The following is a 13,752-nucleotide window of genomic DNA, read 5'->3' on the forward strand; positions in this document are numbered from 1 at the left end:
CTGGTGTTCATCAAGTGGTCAGTGTACGCAGCAGGTTCTTGTAGTCCTCGCGGATGTCCGCGTCGGATTCCTTAAGTTCGTTGATCTTGCGGCAGGCGTGCAACACGGTCGTGTGGTCGCGGCCGCCAAACACATCGCCGATTTCCGGCAGGCTGTGGTTGGTCAGCTCCTTGGACAAGGCCATGGCCACCTGACGCGGACGAGCCACCGAGCGCGAACGGCGCTTGGACAGCAGATCCGAGATCTTGATCTTGTAGTACTCGGCGACGGTGCGCTGAATGTTATCCACAGAGACCAGTTTGTCCTGCAGCGCCAACAGGTCTTTCAAGGATTCGCGAATCAGCTCGATGGTGATGTCGCGGCCCATGAAGTGCGAATGGGCGATCACGCGTTTCAGCGCGCCTTCCAGTTCACGGACGTTGGAGCGAATGCGCTGGGCAATGAAGAACGCGGCGTCATGCGGCAACTCGACTTTGGCCTGATCGGCCTTCTTCATCAAGATCGCCACGCGGGTTTCCAGTTCAGGCGGCTCGACGGCAACCGTCAGGCCCCAGCCGAAGCGGGATTTGAGGCGTTCTTCAAGGCCTTCGATTTCTTTCGGATAGCGGTCACTGGTGAGAATGACCTGCTGGCCACCTTCAAGCAGGGCGTTGAAGGTGTGGAAGAACTCTTCCTGCGAGCGCTCTTTACGGGCGAAGAACTGAATATCGTCGATGAGCAAAGCATCCACCGAACGATAGAAACGCTTGAACTCGTTGATCGCGTTCAGTTGCAGCGCCTTGACCATGTCCGCCACGAAGCGCTCGGAATGCAGGTACACGACCTTGGCATTCGGGTTCTTCTTTAATAGATGGTTACCCACCGCGTGCATCAAGTGGGTTTTACCCAGGCCGACGCCACCATAAAGGAACAGTGGGTTGTAGCCGTGCTTGGGGTTGTCCGCTACTTGCCATGCCGCTGCGCGGGCAAGCTGGTTGGATTTACCTTCAACGAAGTTTTCGAAGGTGAAGGTGCGGTTCAGGTAACTGGTGTGCTTGAGCGCACCCTCGACCTGCACGGTGCGTTGTTCGGCGCGAACCGGGGCTTGCTGCGAAGCGGCACCGGACATCGGATCGAAACTGTCGCGAGACGGTTCATCGCTGACTTCCGGGCTTTTCTGCGTCGAGCGCTTGGCCGCCGGCGCAGGCGTCTGCGTGGGTGCCGGCGTGCTGACAGGCGCGGCATTTGCCTGGGCCTGGGAAACCTGCGCGGCGGCGAGCGGAGCATTCGGCGCCGCACGCGGAGCCGAACTGCGTTTGCTGCCTATTAATAAGGAGAGCGCCGGCGCCATGCCGTTGCCATGCTCATCCAGCAGTTCAAGGACACGGCCCAGGTACTTTTCGTTGACCCAGTCCAGCACAAAACGGTTCGGTGCGTAGACGCGCAACTCGTCGCCTTCGGCTTCGACCTGTAGTGGACGGATCCAGGTGTTGAATTGTTGGGCAGGCAGCTCCTCGCGCAAAAGCTCCACGCACTGCTGCCAAAGTTCCACTGACACGGATATCCCCTAAGTTGAAAGCCGGTGAGGCAAAAACAAGCGGCCATTGTAGCGGCGAGCCGTCCACTTATCCACATGCAGGTTGCCCGGTGACCATGATTTATCAATGCGTTAAATCGAAAAAAGGCGACCAACGGTGTGTGAATAAGCTCTGTGGATAACCGCCTCTAAGGGCACTGGACAACTGGGGGTTGAACTCGGTGGATAACCTGCCTGTGGATAACACGCCTTTCCACACACAGGTTATCCGATAGCGCAGCACAGGCTGAGCACGGTTTTCCACTGTAGTTGTCATTCTCTGTACATCAGGCTGTATAAGGCGTGATGCCACTTATCCACAGAAGAGGGCAGGCCTAGCTTTTACAAGCTTTACAGAAAAGCTTTAAATAATTCCCTTCTTTATTTTTATGTTTGGCAGACAGCCGTTCAGTCAGATACAGCCTCGAGATCTATTTATAAGGAAACGTTGGTTGGAAATTGACCTGAAGGCATGCTTTCTCTAGAATCCCCGGTCTCTTAAAACGGGGGCCATTCCGGCCCGTTGTGGACGAACCAGGTAACACGACATGAAACGTACTTTCCAACCAAGCACTATCAAACGCGCTCGTACCCACGGTTTCCGTGCTCGCATGGCTACCAAGAACGGCCGCGCAGTCCTGTCGCGTCGTCGCGCCAAAGGTCGTGCGCGTCTGGCAGTTTGATAATCCGGTACTGGAGGTGAGTCAGGACTTCAGTCGGGAAAAGCGTCTGCTTACTCCCCGGCATTTCAAGGCAGTCTTTGACTCCCCTACCGGCAAGGTTCCGGGGAAAAATCTCCTGCTCCTTGCACGCAACAACGATCTTGATCACCCCCGTCTCGGGCTGGTTATCGGGAAAAAGAGCGTAAAGCTCTCCGTTGAGCGCAATCGTCTCAAACGTTTGATGCGCGAATCGTTCCGTCTGCACCAGGATTCACTGGTCGGCTGGGACATCGTTATCGTCGCGCGCAAAGGTCTGGGCGATGTAGAAAACCCCGAATTGATTCAGCATTTCGGCAAGCTCTGGAAGCGTCTGGCACGCAGCAAGCCAGTTCCAGAAGTCAAAACCGAAACTGTAGGGGTAGACAGTCCAGATGCGTAAACTGGCCCTCGTTCCGATCCAGTTTTATCGCTATGCCATTAGTCCTTTGATGGCCAGCCACTGTCGTTTCTACCCCAGTTGTTCCTGCTACGCGTATGAAGCCATCGAAAATCATGGCCTTCTGCGCGGTGGCTGGCTGACCTTTCGTCGTTTAGGTCGCTGTCATCCGTGGAATCCCGGTGGTTATGACCCGGTTCCACCTATCCCTACCTCCCGTTCTTCTTCGATGGCCGAGTAATCATGGATATCAAACGCACGATCCTGATCGTCGCCCTGGCAATCGTGTCCTACGTTATGGTTCTTAAATGGAACCAGGACTATGGCCAGGCTGCCCTGCCGACTCAGAATGTTGCTTCCAGTACGACTACATCCGGTTTGCCGGACACCGCCACTGGCAATAATGCTGCCGCCAGTGACGATATTCCGCGCGCCGCTAGCGATACCAGCGCACCTGCCGAAACTCCGGTAGCCGCCAGCAAGGATCTGATCCAGATCAAAACCGACGTGCTCGATCTCGCGATCGATCCACAGGGTGGCGACGTTGCGCAGCTGACCTTGCCTTTGTATCCACGTCGTCAGGATCGTCCTGATGTACCGTTCCAGCTGTTCGATAACGGTGGCGAACGTGTTTATCTGGCACAAAGCGGTCTGATTGGCACCAACGGCCCGGATGCAAACCCGGCCGGTCGTCCGGTTTACTCCTCGGAGAAGAAGACTTATCAACTGGCTGACGGTCAGGACCAACTGGTCGTCGACCTGAAGTTCAGCAAGGACGGCGTCAATTACATCAAGCGTTTCACTCTGAAACGCGGCCTGTATGACGTAGCCGTTTCCTACATTGTGGATAACCAGAGCGCTCAGCCCTGGAATGGCGCGATGTTCGCGCAGTTGAAGCGCGATGCTAGCGCTGATCCTTCGTCCACCACCGCGACGGGCACCGCGACCTACCTGGGCGCCGCCCTGTGGACAAGTTCGGAGCCGTACAAGAAAGTGTCCATGAAGGACATGGACAAGGCACAGCTCAAAGAAACCGTCACCGGTGGCTGGGTAGCCTGGCTGCAACACTACTTCGTGACCGCGTGGATTCCGGCCAAGGGCGAAAACAACATCGTCCAGACCCGTAAAGACAGCAAAGGCAACTACATCATCGGTTACACCGGTCCTACATTGACCGCTGCTCCGGGTGCCAAAGTTGAAACCAGCGCTGTGCTGTACGCCGGTCCGAAAAGCCAGGCTGTGCTGAAAGAGTTGTCCCCAGGTCTGGAACTGACTGTCGACTACGGCATTCTGTGGTTCATTGCCCAGCCAATCTTCTGGCTGCTGCAACACATCCACGCCATTGTCGGTAACTGGGGCTGGTCGATCATCTTCCTGACCATGCTGATCAAGGGTCTTTTCTTCCCTCTGTCGGCTGCCAGCTACAAATCGATGGCGCGCATGCGTGCCGTTGCGCCGAAACTGGCTGCTCTGAAAGAGCAACATGGCGATGACCGGCAGAAAATGTCGCAAGCCATGATGGAGCTGTACAAGAAAGAGAAGATCAATCCACTGGGCGGCTGCTTGCCGATCCTCGTGCAGATGCCGGTTTTCCTTTCGCTGTACTGGGTTCTGCTGGAAAGCGTGGAAATGCGCCAGGCGCCGTTCATGCTGTGGATCACTGACCTGTCGATCAAGGATCCGTTCTTCATTCTGCCGATCATCATGGGCGCAACCATGTTCATCCAGCAGCAGCTGAACCCGACTCCGCCGGATCCGATGCAGGCGAAGGTCATGAAAATGATGCCAATCATCTTCACCTTCTTCTTCCTGTGGTTCCCAGCAGGTCTGGTGCTGTACTGGGTTGTGAACAACTGCCTGTCGATTGCACAACAGTGGTACATCACGCGTAAGATCGAAGCGGCGACGAAAAAAGCCGAGGCGTAACTTGCACTGTGGATAACACCACTCAAAACGCCCCCTAGTGGGGCGTTTTGCTATCTGCCACTTTTGTCTGGATTCCGGTTTATGAGCACACCTCGTGAAACCATTGCCGCCGTCGCCACCGCTCAAGGTCGCGGCGGGGTGGGCATCGTCCGTATTTCCGGGCCGTTGGCCAGTGTTGCAGCGCAAGCCATCAGCGGCCGTGAACTGAAACCGCGTTACGCCCATTACGGGCCGTTTTTCAGTGACGACCAGCAAGTGCTCGATGAAGGTCTGGCGCTGTATTTCCCGGGGCCAAACTCGTTCACCGGCGAAGACGTGCTGGAACTGCAGGGCCACGGCGGCCCGATCGTGCTGGACATGCTGCTCAAGCGTTGCCTGGAATTGGGCTGTCGCTTGGCCCGTCCGGGGGAATTCAGTGAACGTGCCTTCCTCAATGACAAACTCGACCTGGCCCAGGCCGAGGCGATTGCCGATTTGATCGAGGCCAGTTCTGCACAGGCTGCGCGCAATGCCCTGCGTTCATTGCAGGGCGCGTTTTCCCAACGTGTGCATAACCTGACCGAACAACTGATCGGTCTGCGCATCTACGTCGAAGCCGCGATCGACTTCCCGGAAGAAGAAATCGACTTCCTCGCCGACGGCCATGTATTGAGCATGCTCGATAAAGTGCGCGATGAGTTATCCACAGTACTGCGCGAGGCCGGGCAGGGTGCCTTGCTGCGTGATGGCATGACCGTGGTAATTGCCGGTCGTCCGAATGCCGGCAAATCCAGCCTGTTGAATGCTTTGGCCGGTCGGGAAGCCGCCATCGTCACCGAGATTGCCGGCACCACGCGGGATATCCTGCGCGAACATATCCACATCGACGGTATGCCGTTGCATGTTGTGGACACTGCCGGTCTGCGCGACACCGATGATCAGGTAGAAAAGATCGGCGTCGAGCGGGCACTGAAGGCCATCGGTGAAGCGGATCGCGTGTTGCTGGTCGTCGATGCGACAGCGCCAGAAGCGTTGGACCCGTTCGCCTTATGGCCGGAATTTCTTGAAGTACGCCCCGATCCGGCGAAGGTCACTCTGATTCGTAATAAAGCTGATCTTACGGGCGAGGCCATTGCCCTGGAAGTCAGCGATGACGGCCACGTGACCATCAGCCTGAGCGCCAAATCTGCAGGTGAAGGACTGGAACTACTGCGTGACCATCTCAAGGCCTGCATGGGGTACGAGCAAACCTCTGAAAGCAGTTTCAGTGCTCGCCGCCGGCATCTGGAAGCCTTGCGCCACGCCAGTGCGGCGCTGGAACATGGTCGCGCACAGCTGACTTTGGCGGGGGCTGGTGAGCTTCTGGCCGAAGATCTGCGCCAAGCCCAGCACTCTCTGGGTGAAATCACCGGGGCCTTCAGCTCCGATGATCTGCTGGGGCGGATCTTTTCCAGCTTCTGCATCGGTAAGTAACCAGCCGATGTATTCAAACGGGCCCGTTCGTGGCCCGTTTTTGTTTCTTCTTTCTAAATATCAGCCTCAGTGCCCGACTGATTCTCCAGTTCGAGCGGTATTTTCGTGCCCGGAATTCATCCGATTATGAATTTTCTATGGATTAAGCCCTGTGAATAACTGCCACTAAGGTCAGTTGATAACAGGGCTTCAAAACTGGATATAACCTCCTCTGTGGATAACCACCCCTTTCATCCACAGGCTTACACCGGTTATCCAAGGGCCTCATTGGCACATGAGCACAGGGTTTTGAAACTCTGTACACATTGAATATAAAGGCTTCTAGCAATCTATCCACAGAAAGGCCGCTCAGTAAGAATAAACATAAAAACAAAGGTTTTATAAATTTCTCTCTTTTTTATTCTTTTAACCTCGAGTTCTCCACAGCTGGTTAAATTTTGTGCAAAGGGTTCTTTAGGAAGGGCGAAGTCCCTATACTTGTCGACCAGGTCCAGAAACCTGATCTCAAACTATTTCCTGAATGACCTACTTAAGCAGGCACGAGGTGCGTGGTGGATTTCCCTTCCCGTTTTGAAGTGATCGTCATCGGCGGCGGTCATGCCGGTACCGAGGCAGCACTGGCCTCAGCACGTATGGGGGCAAAAACCCTGTTGCTGACGCATAACGTGGAAACCCTCGGCGCCATGAGTTGCAACCCTGCCATCGGAGGCATTGGCAAAAGCCATCTGGTCAAGGAAATCGACGCCCTCGGCGGCGCGATGGCCATAGCTACCGATTTGGGCGGCATCCAGTTTCGCGTGTTGAACAGCCGTAAAGGCCCGGCCGTGCGTGCAACCCGTGCGCAAGCTGACCGCATTCTCTACAAAGCCGCTGTCCGCGAAATCCTCGAAAACCAGCCGAACCTGTGGATATTTCAACAAGCTGCTGATGACCTGATCGTCGAGCAGGAACAAGTCCGTGGTGTTGTCACGCAAATGGGTCTACGCTTCTTCGCTGATTCCGTGGTGTTGACCACCGGTACGTTCCTTGGCGGACTTATCCACATCGGTTTGCAGAATTTTTCCGGCGGCCGCGCCGGTGATCCGCCCTCGATCGCACTGGCTCACCGTCTGCGTGAGCTGCCACTGCGTGTCGGTCGGCTGAAAACCGGTACGCCGCCGCGTATCGACGGCAAGTCAGTGGATTTCTCGGTCATGACCGAGCAACCCGGCGATACGCCGATCCCGGTGATGTCGTTCATGGGCAACAAAGAACAGCATCCACGCCAGGTCAGTTGCTGGATTACTCACACAAACGCCCGCACCCACGAAATCATCGCGGCGAACCTCGACCGTTCGCCGATGTATTCCGCTGCCGGCGAGATTGAGGGCATCGGCCCGCGCTATTGCCCGTCGATCGAAGACAAGATTCACCGCTTTGCCGACAAGGAAAGCCATCAGGTGTTCATCGAACCGGAAGGTTTGACCACCCATGAGCTGTATCCGAACGGGATATCCACAAGCTTGCCGTTCGACGTGCAATTGCAGATCGTGCAATCGATTCGCGGTATGGAAAACGCACACATCGTGCGTCCAGGTTATGCGATCGAGTACGACTACTTCGATCCGCGTGACCTGAAGTACAGCCTCGAAACCAAAGTCATTGGCGGTCTGTTCTTTGCCGGACAAATCAACGGCACCACCGGTTACGAAGAAGCCGGCGCCCAGGGTTTGCTGGCCGGGGCCAACGCGGCACTGCGCGCCAAGGGCAAAGAAGCCTGGTGCCCGCGTCGCGATGAAGCGTACATCGGCGTGTTGGTCGACGACCTGATCACCCTCGGCACCCAAGAGCCGTACCGCATGTTCACTTCCCGTGCCGAGTACCGCCTGATCCTGCGTGAAGACAACGCCGACCTGCGTCTGACCGAAAAAGGTCGCGAGCTCGGTCTGGTCGATGACGTGCGCTGGGCGGCGTTCTGCAAGAAGCGCGAAAGCATCGAACTCGAAGAACAGCGCCTGAAAAGCACTTGGGTTCGCCCGAACACGCCGCAAGGCGACGCGATTGCCGAGAAATTCGGCACGCCGCTGACCCACGAATACAACTTGCTCAACCTCTTGAGTCGTCCGGAAATCGACTACGCTGGTCTGGTCGAAGTGACCGGCAACGGCGCCGAAGATCCACAGGTCGCCGAACAGGTTGAAATCAAGACCAAATACGCCGGTTACATCGACCGTCAACAGGACGAAATCGCCCGTCTGCGCGCCAGTGAAGACACGAAATTGCCTGTGGACATCGATTACACCAACATTTCCGGTCTGTCCAAGGAGATCCAGAGCAAGCTCGGCGCGACTCGTCCAGAGACGCTCGGCCAGGCTTCGCGGATCCCGGGCGTGACCCCGGCAGCGATTTCGCTGTTGATGATTCATTTGAAAAAACGCGGCGCGGGCCGTCAGTTGGAGCAAAGCGCTTGAGTTCTAAGGTCACTTCGCAACACGCCGAAGAGTTATCCACAGGAGCCCGCGAGCTCGGTGTCAACCTCACTGAAACCCAGCGCGAATTGCTGCTGGGTTATCTGGCCCTGTTGATCAAATGGAACCAGGCCTACAACCTGACCGCCGTGCGCGATCCGGACGAGATGGTTTCGCGGCACTTGCTCGATAGTCTGAGCGTGATGTCGTTTATCGAAAACGGTCGCTGGCTCGACGTCGGTAGCGGCGGCGGCATGCCGGGGATCCCGTTGGCGATCCTGTATCCGGACGCGCAAGTGACCTGTCTGGACAGTAACGGCAAGAAAACCCGCTTCCTGACTCAGGTCAAACTCGAACTCAAACTGGATAACCTGCAAGTTATCCACAGTCGTGTCGAAGCGTTCCAGCCTGCCCAGCCGTTCAACGGGATCATTTCCCGGGCGTTCAGCAGCATGGAAAACTTCACCAACTGGACTCGCCACCTCGGCGATGCCGATACACGCTGGCTGGCAATGAAGGGCGTTCATCCGGCCGATGAGCTGGTAGCATTGCCGGCAGACTTCAAACTCGATAGCGAACACGCCCTGGCCGTACCCGGTTGCCAAGGCCAACGCCATCTGCTGATACTGCGCCGCACGGCATGATTGGGAACACAAGCAAGAATGGCTAAGGTATTCGCGATAGCGAACCAGAAGGGTGGTGTGGGCAAGACCACCACTTGCATCAACCTCGCAGCATCGCTGGTCGCGACCAAGCGCCGGGTGCTGTTGATCGATCTCGATCCACAGGGCAACGCCACCATGGGTAGCGGTGTGGATAAACACGGCCTGGAAAACTCGGTCTATGACCTGCTGATCGGTGAATGCGATCTGGCCCAGGCCATGCACTACTCCGAGCATGGCGGTTATCAACTGCTGCCAGCTAACCGCGACCTGACGGCTGCGGAAGTAGTGCTGCTGGAAATGCAGATGAAGGAAAGTCGTCTGCGCAGCGCGCTGGCGCCGATCCGTGAGAACTACGATTACATTCTGATCGACTGCCCGCCGTCGCTGTCGATGCTTACGCTGAACGCTTTGGTGGCCGCAGATGGGGTAATTATCCCCATGCAGTGCGAGTACTTTGCGCTCGAAGGCTTGAGCGACCTTGTGGATAACATCAAGCGAATCGCTGAACTGCTGAATCCGAACCTGAAAGTCGAAGGCCTCCTGCGGACCATGTATGACCCGCGCCTGAGCCTGATGAACGATGTTTCGGCGCAGCTCAAGGAACACTTCGGCGAGCAGCTCTACGACACGGTGATCCCACGTAATATCCGCCTGGCCGAAGCACCCAGCTACGGCATGCCGGCGCTGGCTTACGACAAGCAATCGCGCGGCGCCCTGGCCTACCTGGCCCTGGCGGGCGAGATGGTTCGTCGGCAGCGCAAAAATTCACGCATCGCCGCCGCTCAGGCAACTTAAGGAATCCCCATGGCCGTCAAGAAACGAGGTCTCGGACGTGGACTGGATGCACTGCTGAGTGGTCCGACCGTCAGCGCGCTGGAAGAACAAGCCGTGCAGGCTGACACCCGCGAGCTGCAACACCTGCCGCTGGACCTGCTCCAGCGCGGCAAATACCAGCCGCGTCGGGATATGGATCCGCAGGCGCTGGAAGAACTGGCGGCGTCGATCAAGGCGCAAGGCGTGATGCAGCCAATCGTGGTTCGCCCGATTGGCGGCGGCCGCTTTGAGATCATTGCCGGTGAACGCCGCTGGCGTGCGAGTCAGCAGGCCGGGCAGGAAACCATCCCGGCGATGGTGCGCGATGTGCCGGATGAAACCGCGATCGCCATTGCGCTGATCGAGAACATCCAGCGCGAAGATCTCAATCCGATCGAAGAAGCGGTTGCCCTGCAGCGTCTGCAGCAGGAATTCCAGCTGACTCAGCAGCAAGTTGCCGAGGCTGTGGGTAAGTCCCGCGTCACTGTGGCTAACCTGTTGCGGCTTATTGCACTGCCGGAAGTCATCAAAACCATGCTGTCTCACGGCGACCTGGAAATGGGTCATGCCCGTGCCTTGCTCGGTCTGCCGGACAATCAGCAGGTTGAGGGGGCGCGACATGTTGTCGCACGCGGCCTGACCGTGCGCCAAACTGAGGCACTGGTTCGTCAGTGGTTGAGTGGTAAGCCGGAGCCTGTGGAAGCGGCCAAACCCGACCCGGATATCGCTCGCCTCGAACAGCGTCTGGCCGAGCGCCTAGGCTCTGCGGTGCAGATTCGCCACGGGAAGAAGGGAAAGGGTCAGTTGGTGATCGGTTACAACTCCCTCGATGAGCTTCAAGGTGTGCTCGCACACATCCGCTGAAACATTTCCTCATGTAGCGCGCAGTCGGAAATCACTACCTGACAGTTGAATAGGGGCAGAACCGCCCCTATACTCTGCGCGCATTTTGTCGGCACAAATTATGCCAAGTTATTGAATTCTGGCAGCCGACCATTGGAGAGCAAACGTGATGGAAACCCGCAAGCCAAACCGCCTGCCGTTCCATCGCCTGGCGGTTTTTCCGGTGTTGATGGCTCAATTTGTCATTTTGCTCATTGCCGCTTTGGCGCTCTGGCAATGGCACGGAGTCGTTGCCGGATACTCGGGACTTTGCGGAGGCCTGATAGCCTTGCTGCCCAATGTTTATTTTGCTCACAAGGCATTTCGGTTTTCCGGCGCCCGAGCAGCCCAGTCCATCGTCCGGTCTTTTTATGCCGGCGAGGCAGGCAAACTGATTTTGACGGCAGTGCTCTTTGCACTGGTGTTTGCAGGTGTGAAGCCACTGGCGCCGATAGCTGTATTCGGCGCGTTCGTGCTGACTCAGTCGGTCAGCTGGTTCGCTCCCCTGCTGATGAGAACAAGACTTTCGAGACCTTAGGGCGTTTGAGGCAACCATGGCAGAAACAACCGCTTCGGGCTATATCCAGCACCACTTGCAGAACCTGACCTTCGGTCAGCTACCTAACGGCGGCTGGGGCTTTGCCCATACCGCAGCAGAAGCCAAAGAAATGGGCTTCTGGGCTTTCCACGTCGATACTCTCGGCTGGTCGGTCGCGTTGGGTCTGATTTTCGTTCTTCTTTTCCGCATGGCGGCAAAGAAAGCGACTTCGGGTCAGCCGGGTGCTTTGCAGAACTTCGTTGAAGTATTGGTCGAATTCGTCGATGGCAGCGTGAAAGACAGCTTCCATGGCCGTAGCCCGGTGATTGCACCGTTGGCACTGACCATCTTCGTCTGGGTGTTCCTGATGAACGCCGTCGACCTGGTACCGGTCGACTGGATTCCTCAGTTGGCCATCCTGATCTCCGGCGACCACCACATCCCGTTCCGCGCCGTGTCGACTACCGACCCGAACGCGACCCTGGGCATGGCGTTCTCGGTTTTCGCACTGATCATTTTCTATAGCATCAAGGTCAAGGGCTTCGGCGGCTTCATCGGCGAACTGACCCTGCACCCGTTCGGCAGCAAGAACATCTTCGTTCAAGCCCTGCTGATCCCGGTGAACTTCCTGCTGGAATTCGTGACCCTGATCGCCAAGCCGATCTCTCTGGCTCTGCGTCTGTTCGGCAACATGTATGCCGGCGAGCTGGTGTTCATTCTGATCGCTGTGATGTTCGGCAGCGGCCTGCTCTGGCTGAGCGGCCTGGGCGTTGTTCTGCAGTGGGCGTGGGCTGTGTTCCACATCCTGATCATCACGCTGCAGGCGTTCATCTTCATGATGCTGACCATCGTCTACCTGTCGATGGCGCACGAAGAAAACCATTAAGGCCAGTCTCGACTAGTCTGATGTCCTTCCCGGTCAAACGGGAAGGGGCTCTTCACAGGGCACCTGAAACGATTTGTTTTACCGCTTTAATCTAAAAAACCTAAACCATACGACGTAAAAGTCGGGAGGAAAGATGGAAACTGTAGTTGGTCTAACCGCTATCGCTGTTGCACTGTTGATCGGCCTGGGCGCACTGGGTACCGCAATTGGTTTCGGCCTGCTGGGCGGCAAGTTCCTGGAAGGCGCAGCGCGTCAGCCAGAAATGGTTCCAATGCTGCAAGTTAAAATGTTCATCGTTGCCGGTCTGCTCGACGCCGTAACCATGATCGGTGTTGGTATCGCTCTGTTCTTCACCTTTGCGAACCCGTTCGTTGGTCAGATCGCTGGCTAATTACCCGGATTCTTCCGAGTAATTTGGTGTGATGGACAACGTAACTGCGAGGTGTTGGCGTGAACATTAATGCGACCCTGATTGGCCAGTCCGTTGCGTTCCTGATTTTTGTACTGTTCTGCATGAAGTACGTATGGCCTCCGGTCATCGCTGCTCTGCACGAACGTCAAAAGAAGATCGCTGATGGTCTGGACGCTGCCAGCCGTGCAGCTCGCGACCTGGAGTTGGCCCAAGAAAAAGCGGGTCAGCAACTGCGCGAAGCGAAAGCTCAGGCAGCTGAAATCATCGAGCAAGCCAAGAAACGCGGTAACCAGATTGTCGAAGAGGCCGTTGAAAAGGCCCGTGTCGATGCTGACCGTGTGAAGGTTCAGGCTCAAGCCGAGATCGAACAGGAACTGAACAGTGTCAAAGACAAGCTGCGTGCCCAAGTGGGCTTGCTGGCTGTCGGCGGCGCCGAGAAGATCCTGGGTGCCACAATCGATCAAAACGCGCACGCAGAGCTGGTTAACCAACTGGCTGCTGAAATCTAAGCGAGGGCGATCATGGCAGAACTGACCACGTTGGCCCGACCTTACGCTAAGGCGGCCTTCGAGCACGCTCAGGCCCACCAGCAACTGGCCAATTGGTCAGCCATGCTCGGCCTGGCTGCAGCGGTGTCGCAAGACGACACCATGCAGCGCGTGCTCAAGGCCCCGCGACTGACGAGCGCAGAAAAGGCCGCCACGTTTATTGACGTGTGCGGCGACAAGTTTGATGCCAAGGCACAAAACTTCATCAATGTCGTTGCCGAAAACGACCGTCTCCCGCTTCTGCCGGAGATTGCCGCTCTTTTCGACCTGTACAAGGCCGAACAAGAGAAGTCGGTAGACGTTGAAGTGACCAGTGCTTTTGCATTGAACCAAGAACAGCAAGACAAACTCGCCAAGGTTCTCAGTGCACGACTCAACCGGGAAGTGCGCCTGCAAGTTGCGGAGGATGCTGCCCTTATAGGTGGTGTCGTTATCCGCGCCGGCGACCTGGTTATCGATGGCTCGATTCGCGGCAAAATCGCGAAACTTGCCGAAGCATTGAAATCTTGAGTTTGAAGGGGCAGCAGAGC

15 protein-coding genes are annotated in these 13,752 nt (G+C 56.7%); 14 read left to right on the plus strand and 1 reads right to left on the minus strand.

Annotation, left to right across the window (positions count from 1 at the left end; translation table 11 throughout):
* Window positions 1-10: 10 nt before the first annotated feature.
* Window positions 11-1,537 carry a chromosomal replication initiator protein DnaA gene (dnaA, locus tag QZR14_RS02575; protein WP_250605565.1) on the minus strand — a complete coding sequence of 509 codons (1,527 nt, stop codon included), beginning with the start codon at window positions 1,535-1,537 and terminating at the stop codon, window positions 11-13.
* 566 nt (window positions 1,538-2,103) lie between these two features.
* On the opposite strand from dnaA, the gene rpmH reads away from it, so the two are divergent.
* The 14 genes from rpmH to QZR14_RS02645 all read left to right on the plus strand — a co-directional run bounded on the left by rpmH (window position 2,104) and on the right by QZR14_RS02645 (window position 13,732).
* A complete protein-coding gene (gene rpmH, locus QZR14_RS02580; protein ID WP_003213577.1) occupies window positions 2,104-2,238 on the plus strand; it encodes a 50S ribosomal protein L34 in 135 nt (44 codons plus the stop codon).
* Between the two features lie 16 nt (window positions 2,239-2,254).
* Complete coding sequence (gene rnpA, locus QZR14_RS02585; protein ID WP_042704971.1) at window positions 2,255-2,656, plus strand: ribonuclease P protein component; 402 nt, start codon at window positions 2,255-2,257, stop codon at window positions 2,654-2,656.
* A complete protein-coding gene (yidD, locus tag QZR14_RS02590) occupies window positions 2,649-2,894 on the plus strand; it encodes a membrane protein insertion efficiency factor YidD (RefSeq protein ID WP_010465488.1) in 246 nt (81 codons plus the stop codon). The genes rnpA and yidD overlap by 8 nt, the downstream gene beginning before the upstream one ends.
* 2 nt (window positions 2,895-2,896) lie before the next feature.
* Window positions 2,897-4,579: a membrane protein insertase YidC gene (gene yidC, locus QZR14_RS02595; RefSeq protein ID WP_250605566.1), complete on the plus strand. Its 1,683-nt coding sequence runs from the start codon at window positions 2,897-2,899 to the stop codon at window positions 4,577-4,579.
* Between the two features lie 81 nt (window positions 4,580-4,660).
* Window positions 4,661-6,031: a tRNA uridine-5-carboxymethylaminomethyl(34) synthesis GTPase MnmE gene (gene mnmE / locus QZR14_RS02600; RefSeq protein ID WP_250605567.1), complete on the plus strand. Its 1,371-nt coding sequence runs from the start codon at window positions 4,661-4,663 to the stop codon at window positions 6,029-6,031.
* 551 nt (window positions 6,032-6,582) lie between these two features.
* On the plus strand, window positions 6,583-8,481 hold the full coding sequence (mnmG, locus tag QZR14_RS02605; protein WP_311995824.1) for a tRNA uridine-5-carboxymethylaminomethyl(34) synthesis enzyme MnmG: 1,899 nt from the start codon (window positions 6,583-6,585) through the stop codon (window positions 8,479-8,481).
* The gene (rsmG, locus tag QZR14_RS02610) at window positions 8,478-9,122 is read left to right on the plus strand and encodes a 16S rRNA (guanine(527)-N(7))-methyltransferase RsmG (protein WP_311995825.1); all 645 of its coding nucleotides are present in this window, start codon (window positions 8,478-8,480) and stop codon (window positions 9,120-9,122) included. Before mnmG ends, rsmG begins: the two co-directional genes overlap by 4 nt.
* An 18-nt stretch (window positions 9,123-9,140) precedes the next feature.
* On the plus strand, window positions 9,141-9,938 hold the full coding sequence (locus tag QZR14_RS02615) for a ParA family protein (RefSeq protein ID WP_007911909.1): 798 nt from the start codon (window positions 9,141-9,143) through the stop codon (window positions 9,936-9,938).
* Window positions 9,939-9,947: 9 nt separating this feature from the next.
* Window positions 9,948-10,820, plus strand: coding sequence for a ParB/RepB/Spo0J family partition protein (locus QZR14_RS02620; protein WP_311995826.1), 873 nt, complete (start codon window positions 9,948-9,950; stop codon window positions 10,818-10,820).
* 148 nt (window positions 10,821-10,968) lie between these two features.
* A complete protein-coding gene (locus tag QZR14_RS02625) occupies window positions 10,969-11,376 on the plus strand; it encodes a F0F1 ATP synthase subunit I (protein ID WP_003229783.1) in 408 nt (135 codons plus the stop codon).
* A gap of 16 nt (window positions 11,377-11,392) precedes the next feature.
* Window positions 11,393-12,262: a F0F1 ATP synthase subunit A gene (gene atpB, locus QZR14_RS02630; protein WP_007911917.1), complete on the plus strand. Its 870-nt coding sequence runs from the start codon at window positions 11,393-11,395 to the stop codon at window positions 12,260-12,262.
* A gap of 133 nt (window positions 12,263-12,395) precedes the next feature.
* Window positions 12,396-12,653 carry a F0F1 ATP synthase subunit C gene (atpE, locus tag QZR14_RS02635; protein WP_003097235.1) on the plus strand — a complete coding sequence of 86 codons (258 nt, stop codon included), beginning with the start codon at window positions 12,396-12,398 and terminating at the stop codon, window positions 12,651-12,653.
* Window positions 12,654-12,712: 59 nt separating this feature from the next.
* Window positions 12,713-13,183: a F0F1 ATP synthase subunit B gene (locus tag QZR14_RS02640; protein ID WP_003229781.1), complete on the plus strand. Its 471-nt coding sequence runs from the start codon at window positions 12,713-12,715 to the stop codon at window positions 13,181-13,183.
* 12 nt (window positions 13,184-13,195) lie between these two features.
* Window positions 13,196-13,732 carry a F0F1 ATP synthase subunit delta gene (locus QZR14_RS02645; RefSeq protein ID WP_007911956.1) on the plus strand — a complete coding sequence of 179 codons (537 nt, stop codon included), beginning with the start codon at window positions 13,196-13,198 and terminating at the stop codon, window positions 13,730-13,732.
* Window positions 13,733-13,752 lie beyond the last annotated feature (20 nt).

The sequence above is a fragment of the Pseudomonas sp. rhizo66 genome (assembly GCF_031931925.1).
In the GTDB taxonomy this organism is placed as follows: Bacteria; Pseudomonadota; Gammaproteobacteria; order Pseudomonadales; family Pseudomonadaceae; genus Aquipseudomonas.

Excerpts from the sequence above, each read along its gene's own strand:
- rpmH (WP_003213577.1), top strand. The coding sequence starts at position 2,104 with ATGAAACGTACTTTCCAACCAAGCACTATCAAACGCGCTCGTACCCAC.
- yidD (WP_010465488.1), top strand. The coding sequence starts at position 2,649 with ATGCGTAAACTGGCCCTCGTTCCGATCCAGTTTTATCGCTATGCCATT.
- yidC (WP_250605566.1), top strand. The coding sequence starts at position 2,897 with ATGGATATCAAACGCACGATCCTGATCGTCGCCCTGGCAATCGTGTCC.
- mnmE (WP_250605567.1), top strand. The coding sequence starts at position 4,661 with ATGAGCACACCTCGTGAAACCATTGCCGCCGTCGCCACCGCTCAAGGT.
- QZR14_RS02615 (WP_007911909.1), top strand. The coding sequence starts at position 9,141 with ATGGCTAAGGTATTCGCGATAGCGAACCAGAAGGGTGGTGTGGGCAAG.
- QZR14_RS02620 (WP_311995826.1), top strand. The coding sequence starts at position 9,948 with ATGGCCGTCAAGAAACGAGGTCTCGGACGTGGACTGGATGCACTGCTG.
- QZR14_RS02625 (WP_003229783.1), top strand. The coding sequence starts at position 10,969 with ATGGAAACCCGCAAGCCAAACCGCCTGCCGTTCCATCGCCTGGCGGTT.
- atpB (WP_007911917.1), top strand. The coding sequence starts at position 11,393 with ATGGCAGAAACAACCGCTTCGGGCTATATCCAGCACCACTTGCAGAAC.
- atpE (WP_003097235.1), top strand. The coding sequence starts at position 12,396 with ATGGAAACTGTAGTTGGTCTAACCGCTATCGCTGTTGCACTGTTGATC.
- QZR14_RS02645 (WP_007911956.1), top strand. The coding sequence starts at position 13,196 with ATGGCAGAACTGACCACGTTGGCCCGACCTTACGCTAAGGCGGCCTTC.